The organism is Lelliottia sp. WB101 (assembly GCF_003051885.1).
Classification (GTDB): Bacteria; Pseudomonadota; Gammaproteobacteria; order Enterobacterales; family Enterobacteriaceae; genus Enterobacter; species Enterobacter nimipressuralis.
This window is the reverse complement of the sequence record NZ_CP028520.1, coordinates 3,941,860-3,953,977: the sequence shown is the minus strand read 5'-3', so window position 1 is coordinate 3,953,977 and position 12,118 is coordinate 3,941,860. Positions and strand designations below refer to the sequence as shown.

Here is a 12,118-nt window from a genome sequence, read left to right as displayed (position 1 = left end):
GATGGGAAGTGGATGGCATGAATGGCCGTTGATGATTTTCACCGTCTTCGGACAGTGCGTGGTGGGCGGGTTTATTGTCCTCGCTCTGGCATTGCTTAAAGGTGATTTACGCGCTGAACAGCAACAGCGTCTGATACTGGGTATGTTCGGCCTGTGGGTTCTGATGGGGATTGGCTTTATCGCCTCCACGCTCCACCTCGGCTCGCCGCTGCGCGCATTTAACTCCCTGAATCGTATCGGCGCCTCTTCGCTCAGTAATGAAATTGCGAGTGGGGCGATCTTCTTTGCTGTCGGTGGTCTTGGCTGGCTGCTGGCAGCACTGAAGAAGTTACCGTCAGGGCTGCGCGGTGTGTGGCTGATCGTGACCATGGTGCTTGGGGTCGTCTTTGTCTGGATGATGGTACGCGTCTATAACACCATCGATACCGTTCCTACCTGGTACAGCGTCTGGACACCAATGAGCTTCTTCCTGACCATGTTTATTGGTGGTCCGCTGCTGGGCTTCCTGCTGCTGCGCGTGGCGGGTGTCGATGGCTGGGCAATGCGCCTTCTGCCGGCGGTATCACTGCTGGCGCTGGTGATCAGTGCAATGGTTGCGCTGATGCAGGGCGCTGAGCTGGCGGCTATCCATAGCTCTATTCAGCAAGCGTCGGCGCTGGTACCGGATTACGGTTCGCTGATGGCCTGGCGTATCGCACTGCTGGTTGCGGCTCTGGCCTGCTGGGTAATCCCGCAGGTGAAAGGATATCAACCGGCCGTTCCGCTGCTGTCTCTGGCCTTCGTGCTGGTACTGGCAGGGGAGCTGATTGGTCGCGGTGTGTTCTACGGTCTGCATATGACGGTAGGTATGGCTGTCGCCAGTTAAACGATCGTTTGGTTATATCGAGCCGGGGCAATTGCTCCGGCTTTTTTATTTTCTATCATGAAATTTTTCAACTGAGCGCGGCCGTTAATTTGCCTCAGAGATTAATAAAAACAATCAGATAATTATTACGTATTGTATTGGCTGCGCACGGAGGATGAATTTTTTAAATCGACAGCGAACAAATCGTGCGAGGCCGCTAACTGCATGGATTGACTTTGTTTTTGCCGGTGGCATGATGCGCTCGAATCTTTACTTCCTCACGGTTAAAATCCATGACCACCTACACCCGCCCAGTGCTGCTCTTGCTCTGTGGCCTGCTTTTGTTGACCCTGGCGATAGCGGTATTAAATACGCTCGTCCCGCTTTGGCTCGCCCATGAAAACCTTCCGACATGGCAGGTGGGTATGGTCAGCTCATCCTATTTTACCGGTAATCTGCTGGGTACTTTGCTGACCGGTAAACTGATCAAACGCTTCGGGTTCAACCGCAGTTATTACCTGGCCTCGCTGATCTTTGCGGCCGGTTGCGTTGGTCTGGGCGTGATGGTCGGATTCTGGAGTTGGATGAGCTTCCGTTTTATCGCTGGCGTCGGCTGCGCGATGATCTGGGTGGTGGTGGAAAGCGCACTGATGTGCAGTGGGACATCCCGCAATCGTGGCCGCTTACTGGCGGCGTACATGATGGTCTATTACGTGGGGACGGTGCTGGGTCAGTTGATGATCAGCAAACTGCCTACCGATTTGATGAGCGTCCTGCCGTGGGTAACCGGTATGGTGCTGGCGGCGATTCTGCCTCTGCTCTTTACCCGAATTGTGAACCAGGGCAGCGAACATCAGGAAGCGACGCAAGTCTGGCCGATGCTCAGATTGCGTCATGCACGCCTGGGTATCAACGGCTGTATTATCTCCGGGATTGTACTCGGCTCGCTGTACGGCCTGATGCCGCTCTACCTGAATCATAAAGGTGTAAGTGATTCCGGTATTGGTTTCTGGATGGCTGTGATGGTCAGCGCGGGCATCGTAGGGCAATGGCCTATCGGTAAACTGGCTGATAAATTTGGTCGTCTGCTGGTGCTGCGCGTGCAGGTTTTCGTGGTGATCATGGGCTGTCTGGCTATGTTGAGCAATGCGGCGATGGCCCCGGCGCTGTTTATACTGGGGGCTGCGGGCTTTACGCTCTATCCGGTAGCGATGGCCTGGGCCTGTGAAAAAGTCGAGCATCACCAGCTGGTGGCGATGAATCAGGCACTGCTTCTGAGCTATACCATCGGCAGCCTGCTGGGGCCGACGTTTACGTCCATGCTGATGCAGAGCTATTCCGATAATCTGCTGTTTATCATGATCGCCAGCGTGTCGTTTATCTATCTCCTGATGCTGCTGCGAAAAGCAGGGGAGCATCCGACGCCAGTGGCGCATGCCTGATACAAAAAAGCCCGGTGCATATTGCCCGGGCTTTTGTCATTCAGACCTCTTTTAGTACATCACTTTGTGACCATACTGTTCGAGAATGCCTTTGACGCGTTCCATCGTCTCTTTCTTAGGTGGTTTAACGCCGTCGAGTTTGTATTCTTCACCCATCGCCACCCACTTGTGTTTGCCCAGCTCGTGATAGGGCAGCAGCTCGATTTTCTCGACATTGCCCATGTCGCGGGTAAATTCGCCGAGGCGATGCGCGGAGTCATCATCATCTGACCAGCCCGGAACCACCACATAGCGAATCCAGGTTTTGATCCCTTTATCGGCAATGTATTTGGCAAATTCCAGAGTACGGTGGTTCGAAACCCCAACCAGATTCTGGTGGATCTCATCGTTCATCTGTTTCAGATCGAGCATCACCAGATCGGTCACTTCAAGCAGTTCATCAATCACCGGATCGTAGCGACGGACAAAACCGTTAGTGTCCAGGCAAGTGTGAATACCTTCTTTGCGGCAGGCACGGAACCAGTCGCGAACGAATTCAGCCTGCAGGATTGCTTCGCCACCTGAGGCCGTCACGCCACCACCGGATGCATTCATAAAGTGGCGATAGGTGACCACTTCTTTCATCAACTCTTCAACGGTGATCTCTTTGCCGCCGTGGGTGTCCCAGGTGTCGCGGTTGTGGCAGTACAGGCAGCGCATCAGGCAGCCCTGGAAGAAGGTAATAAAGCGGATGCCTGGGCCGTCGACGGTGCCACAGGATTCAAAGGAGTGAATGCGACCAATAGTTGACATTGCGGTGATATCTCCAGATTCGGTCCGTCCGGGACCTGTTTATGTGCATAGCTCATCGGCTATGTCGAGTCTGTTTTGGCTGTTATCCATTAAGTATATAGATAGCGGACAAAAGAGACTGGTGTGGAGAGGGCGTTAAAAAGGCCCCACTGACGTGGAGCCTTTATTGTACGCTTTTTACTGCGTGATTTCAGTCAATTCCAGTTAGATGGATTGAGTGAAAGTACGGGTAATAACGTCCTGCTGCTGTTCTTTAGTCAGGGAGTTAAAACGTACTGCGTAGCCAGATACACGAATGGTCAGCTGCGGATATTTTTCCGGGTTTTCCATCGCGTCGAGCAGCATTTCACGGTTCATCACGTTCACGTTCAAGTGCTGACCACCTTCGATGGAAGATTCGTGATGGAAGTAACCGTCCATCAGACCTGCCAGGTTGGTTTTACGCACTTCGTCGTCTTTACCCAGCGCATTTGGAACGATGGAGAAGGTATAAGAAATACCATCTTTCGCGTAAGCAAACGGCAGTTTAGCAACGGAAGTCAGAGAGGCAACTGCACCTTTCTGGTCACGACCGTGCATTGGGTTAGCACCTGGACCGAATGGAGCGCCAGCGCGACGACCGTCTGGGGTGTTACCGGTTTTCTTACCGTACACAACGTTAGAAGTGATGGTCAGAACAGACTGAGTCGGGATAGCGTTGCGGTAGGTAGTCAGTTTCTGAATTTTCTTCATGAAACGTTCAACCAGGTCAACGGCCATGTCATCGACACGAGAGTCGTTGTTACCAAACTGCGGGTATTCGCCTTCGATTTCGAAGTCAGTCGCCAGACCATCTTCGTCACGAATTGGTTTAACTTTCGCATATTTGATAGCAGACAGGGAGTCAGCTGCAACGGACAGACCTGCGATACCACATGCCATGGTGCGAACCACGTCACGGTCGTGCAGAGCCATCAGAGAAGCTTCGTAGCTGTACTTGTCGTGCATGTAGTGGATGATGTTCAGGGCGGTGACATATTGCTTAGCCAGCCAGTCCATGAAGTGATCCATACGGTCCATCACTTCGTCGAAGTTCAGAACGTCGCCTTTGATTGGTTCAGATTTAGGACCAACCTGGATTTTCAGTTTTTCATCAACGCCGCCGTTGATTGCATACAGCATGGTTTTCGCGAGGTTAGCACGAGCACCGAAGAACTGCATTTGCTTACCAACAACCATTGGGCTTACGCAGCAAGCGATAGCGTAGTCATCGTTGTTGAAGTCAGGACGCATCAGATCATCGTTCTCGTATTGCAGAGAAGAGGTATCGATGGAGACTTTAGCAGCGAATTTCTTGAAGTTCAGAGGCAGTTTTTCTGACCACAGAACAGTGATGTTCGGTTCCGGAGACGGACCCATGGTGTACAGGGTGTTCAGGAAACGGAAGCTGTTTTTGGTTACCAGAGTACGGCCATCAACGCCCATACCACCGATAGATTCAGTTGCCCAGATTGGGTCACCGGAGAACAGCTCATCATATTCTGGGGTACGCAGGAAGCGAACCATACGCAGTTTCATGACCAGGTGGTCAATCATTTCCTGTGCGTCTTGCTCGGTGATTTTGCCTGCTTTGATGTCACGTTCGATGTAAGCATCCAGGAAGGTGGATACGCGACCGAAGGACATTGCTGCGCCGTTCTGAGACTTAACAGCAGCCAGGTAGCCGAAGTAAGTCCACTGGATAGCTTCCTGAGCGTTGGTAGCAGGACCAGAGATATCGCAGCCATATTTAGCAGCCATTTCTTTGATCTGACCCAGCGCACGGTGCTGTTCAGAGATCTCTTCACGCAGACGGATAGTCGCTTCCAGGTTTACGCCGTTTTCCAGGTCAGATTGCAGTGACAGGAACTGTGCGTATTTGTCTTTCAGCAGGAAGTCGATACCGTACAGTGCAACGCGACGGTAGTCACCGATGATACGGCCACGGCCATACGCATCTGGCAGACCAGTCAGAACACCGGATTTACGGCAGTTCAGGATGTCTTTGGTATAAACGTCAAACACGCCCTGGTTGTGAGTTTTGCGGTAGTCGGTGAAGATTTTCTTCAGCATTGGGTCCAGCTCGCGATTGTACGCTTTGCAGGAACCTTCAACCATTTTGATGCCACCGAACGGGATAATCGCACGTTTCAGTGGTTTTTCAGTCTGCAGACCAACGATTTTCTCAAGGGCTTTGTTGATGTAGCCAGCGTCGTGAGAAGTGATGGTAGAGGCAACGGAAGTATCGAAATCAACTGGCGCGTGAGTGCGGTTTTCCAGTTTGACGCCTTCCATAACATTGTCCCACAGCTTGGTTGTTGCGTCAGTAGCACCAGCCAGGAAGGATTCGTCACCTTCATACGGGGTATAGTTTTTCTGAATGAAGTCACGTACGTTGACTTCTTTCTGCCAGTCACCTTTCGCAAAACCTTCCCAGGCTGTGGCTAACTTTTCATTAAGCTCGGACATGTGATACCTACCTTCTTAAGTGGATTTTTCTTTACTGCCTGAGAAACCATCAATGATGATTGTCGCCACGCAGGTAAATGACCCAGTATGTCAACCCAACCAGCAGACCCCCACCGATAATGTTCCCAATAGTGACAGGGATCAGGTTATCTGTGATGAAGTTCATAATAGTCAGGTGAGAGAAACTTTCCGGGGTTGAACCAACTGCAGTCCAGAACTCCGGGCTCGCAAAGTTGCGGATTACGATACCCATCGGGATCATAAACATGTTTGCGATACTGTGCTCAAAGCCGCTGGCAACGAACATCGCAACCGGCAGAACCATAATCATGGCTTTGTCCATCAGGCTGCGGCCAGAGTAGCTCATCCAGACTGCCAGGCAGACCATCAGGTTTGCGAGGATGCCGAGAGCGACGGCTTCGATAAAGGTGTGATGCATTTTATGGTCAGCGGTTTGCAGGACGTTGAGTCCCCAGCCACCGTTGGCGGTCATATACTCGCCGGATAACCACATAAGCAGTACAAAGAGCAAACAGCCAATCAGGTTGCCAACGTAGACATTAATCCAGTTGCGCGCCAGCTGACCCCAGGTGATTCTTCCGCTCGCTTTTGCCACCACGATAAGCACCGTTGAGGTAAAGAGGTCGGCGCCGCAAATGACGCACAGAATCAAGCCCAGTGAGAAACAGATACCGCCAATCAGTTTCGCAATACCGAAAGGCATCGCAGCAGTACCGGTTGTCGCAGTGATGTAGAAGACGAAGGCGATGGAGATGAACACACCAGCGGTAATCGCCAGATAGAACGTCGTCATCGGGTGTTTCGTTGCTTTATAGACACCCGCTTCTTCGGCAACTTTGGCCATCGCAGCTGGGAGTAATAGATCAAAAGGGTTGTCAGCTTTCACACTAACTCTCTCTTTATTAAGTCGGCGACGAGATACTAACAAAGCATTATAGAAGAGAAATTGATATAGATCATATCTCGCCTGGCTTATAGGCCCGCAAAGCGCATGGTTTTGCAACAAATGCGGAGTAAGTTTTTGATTATCCGTATAAAAATAAATTTTAAAAGTTATGAAAAGAGTTGAATTATTTCCTGTAACCTCTCCCGAAGCAGTTAATTAAAATGGAGTAATTACCCTAAAAAGTAACAGTAAAGCCCAGGTAAGCATAATTATATTTACCTGTAATTAACTTTATTATTACAATCAAAATTCATTGCAAAAGAAATAAAAAAACGGGGCAATGAAATTGCCCCGTAATATAGCCCAGACGTTGAAATACGCCTACTGTCTGTAATGCTATGTGCGCTTATTTTGACCAGTAGGCCGCTTTCGCGCGCTGCAGTTTTTCGTAAGCTCTGAGCAGTGACTGATGCGCCGGGAAGGCTTTCAGATCGCTATCGACAGCCTGAAGGCCATAGAACGGCGCTTCACCGCTCAGTGCGGCGCTGGCGGCTTCAACAGCGTCGGCACCGTACATACGCACGAACGCATTGAGATATTGCAGCGGCTGACGATCCTCTTCCTGAGACAGGAGTAGCAGGGTCTGCAGGCAACGATAATAGTTAGCGCGCTCAGGGCTGAAGACCGACTGGTTGTACTCAATGGTCCATTCCGTCCAGGCCAGAGCCTGATCCAGATCGCCACCGGCCAGGGCCAGCATGGATTTCAGCTCGCCCACACGCAGGGTGTACCAGCCATTGTCTTTGCCGGTTGCCAGGCCCAGCAGCTCGCGTACGCGGGTAAGATCGTCGTGGCCTTCGTCGTCCAGCTGGGCGATCAGGTTCAGATAATCCTCTTTTTCCCACTCGCTACCCGGCAGAGCCAGCAGCGTTTCGCGCAGATGGCTGCCCATGCTGTTGTTGGCAAGCCACAGATCTTCTGCCGGATAAATGTCGGACATGCCTGGCACGATAATACGGCAAGCGTAGACGCTCAGGTGTTCGTAATCGGCGATGTACACTTCTTTATCTTCTGCTTTGAAGATTGCCATCAGCGTGGCGAACTCTTCTTCCGTGGTGCCGGAGAAACTCCAGTCCACGAATTCATAGTCGGCGTCCTGCTTGAACATATCCCAGGAGATCAAACCGCTGGAATCGATGAAGTGCGTTTCGAGGTTGGTGTGTTCGCCCACTTCTTCGTCGTCAAACGTTGGCGGGGTAAAGACATCGAGATCTTTCAGGCTACGGCCCTGAAGCAGCTCGGTGACGGTACGTTCCAGCGCCACGCCGAAGTCAGGGTGGGCGCCAAACGACGCGAAGCAAGTGCCGTTCGCCGGGTTGAATAGCACCACGCAGATTACCGGGTATTTACCGCCCAGAGAGCCGTCGTAAGCAAAAATTGGGAAGCCTTCTGCTTCCAGTTTAGCGATAGATTCCACCACGCCCGGATAGCGCGCCAGAACCTCGCTCGGGATTTCCGGCAGGCTGATGGACTCGGCGATAATACGGTTTTTGATATGACGCTCAAACACCTCGGACAGCCCCTGTACGCGGGCTTCGTTACGGGTGTTACCTGCGGACATGCCGTTGGACACGTACAGGTTACCGACGATGTTCATCGGGATATAAACAGTGTGATCGTCAGACTGACGGGTAAACGGCAGGGCGCAGATACCACGCTCGTCGTTACCGGACTGCAGATCGACCAGCATACCGGCGGTCAGTTCGTTATCCGGATCGTAGAACTTGCGCAGACGTGCATCCAGAATGCCTTCCGGCAGCGTGTCATCTTCCGTCAGCGGGAACCACTTTTCGTTCGGGTAGTGTACGAACGGGCCGTTGGCGATAGTCTCGCCCAGCCAGAAATCAGCGAAGAAGTAGTTGGTGGACAGGCGCTCAAAATACTCACCCAGGGCAGATGCCAGAGCCGCTTTTTTGGTGGCGCCTTTACCGTTGGTAAAGCACAGCGCACAGTCGGTGTCGCGAATATGGACAGACCAGACGTGAGGTACCGGATTGAGCCAGGAGGCTTCTTCGATATTAAAACCCAGGTCGGTCAGTTTCTGCTGGAAGCGAGCGATGGAATCTTCCAGAGCGGCGTCTTTGCCGGGGATAAATGTTTGAGTCATGGCGATCACTTTTATCGTACGTAAAGCGCGCAATGATACGGGTTTTGCGTGGCAGGCGCTATCTTCGCGAGGAGAAGAGCGAAAATAAAAGACTCAGCTATGCTTATCAGCAGTAACTTACTGTTAAGGCGAATAAAAATGAAAGCGTTCGATCTTCAGCGGATGGCGTTCGACAAAGTCCCGCTTGAGTTCTTAGGGGAAGTGGCTTTGCGCAGCCTCTACACATTTATTCTGGTGTTTCTGTTTCTCAAAATCACAGGGCGGCGCGGCGTACGGCAGATGTCGCTGTTTGAAGTCCTGATCATTCTGACACTCGGCTCTGCGGCCGGAGACGTCGCGTTTTATGACGATGTGCCAATGATTCCGGTGTTGATCGTTTTTGTCACGCTGGGCTTGCTCTATCGGCTGGTGATGTGGCTGATGTCGAAAAGCGAAAAAATCGAGGATCTGCTGGAAGGCAAGCCGGTGGTGATTGTCGAAGAGGGGCAACTGGCCTGGGAGAAGGTTCGCAGCGCCAACATGACTGAATTTGAGTTTTTCATGGAGCTGCGCTTAAACAGCGTGGAACAGCTGGGCCAGGTGCGGCTGGCAATCATGGAAACGAACGGGCAGATTAGCGTCTACTACTATGACGACGATGACGTGAAGCCGGGTTTATGCATTTTACCGGATGAATACGTGGAACGCTTTACCACCGTCCCGGAGGCGGGAGAGTACGCCTGTCGACGCTGTAGCCATGTTCTGACGATGCAGCCGGGCGATCATCAACTTTGCCCTCGCTGTGCGAATCCAGTATGGACGAAGGTGAGCCGGGCTAAACGCGTCACCTGACAGCCAATTTGTCGGTTTTGTGACAAGGCGCTGGCAGATTGTTTTGTGTGAGCGGAGACACATTTTCCCGGTCATAAGTTTTAGACATTGCGGCGCGTGTCACTGAATGATAAAACCGATATCCACAGTTATAACTTATGGCTTTTAGCGTGGTGAGGGTAAATGGCTCAGGTCTTTAATTTCAGTTCAGGTCCGGCAATGCTACCGGCGGATGTGCTTAAACAGGCTCAGCAGGAGCTTTGCGACTGGCAGGGTCTCGGTACATCAGTGATGGAAATTAGCCATCGTGGAAAAGAGTTTATCCAGGTGGCGGAAGAGGCAGAAAAAGATTTTCGCGATCTGCTGAATATTCCCTCGAACTACAAAGTATTATTCTGCCACGGCGGCGGGCGCGGTCAGTTTGCCGGCATCCCGCTGAATCTGCTCGGTGACAAAACCACCGCAGACTACGTTGATGCCGGCTACTGGGCCGCCAGCGCAGTGAAAGAAGCCAAAAAATACTGCGCCCCGAATGTTATCGACGCCAAAATCACTGTTGATGGCCTGCGCGGCGTGAAGCCGATGAGTGAATGGCAGCTGTCCAGCGACGCGGCCTATCTTCACTACTGCCCGAACGAGACTATCGACGGGATCGCCATTCACGAAGAGCCGAACTTTGGCGACAACGTCGTTGTCACGGCTGATTTATCCTCAACCATTCTCTCTGGCCCACTGGATGTCAGCCGCTACGGCGTGATTTATGCTGGCGCGCAGAAGAACATTGGCCCGGCTGGTTTAACGTTAGTGATTGTCCGCGAAGATCTGCTGGGCAAAGCGCACCAGGCCTGCCCGTCGATTCTGGACTATACCGTTCTGAATGATAACGACTCCATGTTTAACACCCCGCCGACCTTCGCCTGGTATCTTTCTGGCCTTGTCTTCAAATGGCTGAAGAAAAATGGCGGTGTGGCGCAGATGGACAAGATCAATCAGCAAAAAGCGACCCTTCTGTACAGCGCGATTGATGGCAGCGGCTTCTATCGCAACGACGTGGCCAGCGCGAATCGTTCTCGCATGAACGTGCCGTTCCAGTTGGCTGACAGCAATCTTGATAAGCTGTTCCTCGAAGAGTCCTTCGCGGCGGGTCTGCATGCCCTGAAAGGCCACCGCGTGGTCGGCGGCATGCGTGCTTCCATCTACAATGCGATGCCGCTGGAAGGCGTCAAAGCGCTGACTGATTTTATGGCCGACTTCGAACGTCGCCACGGTTAATTGCGCGAGTTTTCACCCCCGTAGCCTCGCTGCGGGGTTTTTATTATGTTGATTTGAGAGTTAAGTTTCATGGAATCCCTGACGTTACAACCGATCGCGCGGGTAGATGGCACCATTAATCTGCCTGGTTCAAAAAGTGTCTCGAACCGCGCCCTGCTGCTGGCTGCTCTGGCAAATGGCACCACTGTTCTCACTAACCTGCTGGATAGTGACGACGTTCGCCATATGCTGAATGCGCTGAACGCGTTAGGTGTTCAGTACACGCTGTCAGCCGATCGTACGCGTTGTGAAGTGACGGGCAACGGCGGTGCGCTGCAAACTGTCGACGAGCTGGAGTTGTTTCTCGGCAACGCGGGTACGGCGATGCGCCCTCTGGCGGCGGCGCTGTGCCTGGGCAGCAACAATGTTGTGCTGACCGGCGAGCCACGCATGAAAGAGCGCCCGATCGGTCATCTGGTGGATGCCCTGCGTCAGGGCGGCGCGCAGATTGACTATCTGGAGCAGGAAAATTACCCACCACTGCGTCTTCGCGGTGGATTTACGGGCGGCGAAGTCGCAGTAGACGGTAGCGTTTCCAGCCAGTTCCTGACGGCGCTGCTGATGACGGCACCGCTGGCATCTCAGGATACGGTGATCACCATCAAAGGGGATCTGGTTTCCAAACCCTACATTGATATCACCCTGCATCTGATGAAGACGTTTGGCGTCGAGGTGGAAAACCAGGCGTATCAGCGCTTCGTGGTGCGTGGTGCGCAACAGTATCAGTCACCGGGCCACTATCTGGTGGAAGGGGATGCGTCATCCGCCTCCTATTTCCTCGCCGCCGGTGCGATTAAAGGCGGCACGGTGAAAGTCACCGGTATCGGGCGTAACAGCGTTCAGGGCGACATCCGCTTTGCCGACGTGCTGGAAAAAATGGGCGCAGTCATCACCTGGGGCGATGATTTTATCGCCTGTACCCGCGGTGAGTTGAACGCGGTCGATATGGACATGAACCATATTCCTGATGCGGCGATGACCATTGCTACAGCAGCACTGTTTGCCAAAGGCACCACAACGCTACGTAATATCTATAACTGGCGCGTAAAAGAGACGGACCGCCTGTTCGCGATGGCGACGGAGCTGCGTAAAGTGGGCGCTGAAGTGGAAGAGGGCGAAGACTACATTCGCGTGACGCCACCAGCCAAACTGCAGGTTGCAGAGATCGGTACATACAACGATCACCGTATGGCGATGTGTTTCTCGCTGGTGGCCTTGTCCGATACGCCAGTGACCATTCTGGACCCGAAATGCACCGCAAAAACGTTCCCGGACTATTTCGAACAGCTGGCGCGCATTAGCACACTTGCCTGATTCTTCCCTGGATGAGACAAAAAAGCCGACCACGAGTCGGCTTT

9 protein-coding genes are annotated in these 12,118 nt (G+C 52.6%); 5 read left to right on the top strand and 4 right to left on the bottom strand.

Translation table 11 applies throughout. The features are described 5' to 3' along the window. Window position 1 precedes the first annotated feature (1 nt). Window positions 2-865: a dimethyl sulfoxide reductase anchor subunit family protein gene (locus DAI21_RS19235; RefSeq protein WP_102105148.1), complete on the top strand. Its 864-nt coding sequence runs from the start codon at window positions 2-4 to the stop codon at window positions 863-865. A 272-nt stretch (window positions 866-1,137) separates the two neighbouring features. Next, window positions 1,138-2,286: an MFS transporter gene (locus tag DAI21_RS19230; protein ID WP_102105147.1), complete on the top strand. Its 1,149-nt coding sequence runs from the start codon at window positions 1,138-1,140 to the stop codon at window positions 2,284-2,286. A 51-nt stretch (window positions 2,287-2,337) separates the two neighbouring features. Here DAI21_RS19230 and pflA read toward each other — a convergent pair whose 3' ends face one another. From pflA to ycaO, 4 genes are all read right to left on the bottom strand, one after another. After that, window positions 2,338-3,078, bottom strand: coding sequence for a pyruvate formate lyase 1-activating protein (gene pflA, locus DAI21_RS19225; RefSeq protein ID WP_100777006.1), 741 nt, complete (start codon window positions 3,076-3,078; stop codon window positions 2,338-2,340). Window positions 3,079-3,282: 204 nt separating this feature from the next. Continuing rightward, window positions 3,283-5,565 carry a formate C-acetyltransferase gene (pflB, locus tag DAI21_RS19220; RefSeq protein WP_100777005.1) on the bottom strand — a complete coding sequence of 761 codons (2,283 nt, stop codon included), beginning with the start codon at window positions 5,563-5,565 and terminating at the stop codon, window positions 3,283-3,285. Window positions 5,566-5,614: 49 nt separating this feature from the next. Then, window positions 5,615-6,472: a formate transporter FocA gene (focA, locus tag DAI21_RS19215; RefSeq protein ID WP_123429160.1), complete on the bottom strand. Its 858-nt coding sequence runs from the start codon at window positions 6,470-6,472 to the stop codon at window positions 5,615-5,617. 406 nt (window positions 6,473-6,878) lie between these two features. Next, entirely contained in the window at window positions 6,879-8,639 is a 1,761-nt protein-coding gene (gene ycaO / locus DAI21_RS19210; protein ID WP_100777003.1) for a 30S ribosomal protein S12 methylthiotransferase accessory factor YcaO, read from the bottom strand. Between the two features lie 138 nt (window positions 8,640-8,777). Here ycaO and DAI21_RS19205 point away from each other — a divergent pair, with 138 nt between their 5' ends. The 3 genes from DAI21_RS19205 (at window position 8,778) to aroA (ending at window position 12,074) form a co-directional block, all read left to right on the top strand. Beyond that, on the top strand, window positions 8,778-9,470 hold the full coding sequence (locus DAI21_RS19205) for a DUF421 domain-containing protein (RefSeq protein ID WP_100777002.1): 693 nt from the start codon (window positions 8,778-8,780) through the stop codon (window positions 9,468-9,470). Window positions 9,471-9,632: 162 nt separating this feature from the next. Continuing rightward, the gene (gene serC / locus DAI21_RS19200; protein WP_107703940.1) at window positions 9,633-10,721 is read left to right on the top strand and encodes a 3-phosphoserine/phosphohydroxythreonine transaminase; all 1,089 of its coding nucleotides are present in this window, start codon (window positions 9,633-9,635) and stop codon (window positions 10,719-10,721) included. A 69-nt stretch (window positions 10,722-10,790) separates the two neighbouring features. Beyond that, window positions 10,791-12,074, top strand: a complete 1,284-nt coding sequence (gene aroA, locus DAI21_RS19195; RefSeq protein WP_107703939.1) for a 3-phosphoshikimate 1-carboxyvinyltransferase — start codon at window positions 10,791-10,793, stop codon at window positions 12,072-12,074. The last annotated feature ends 44 nt before the right edge of the window (window positions 12,075-12,118 follow it).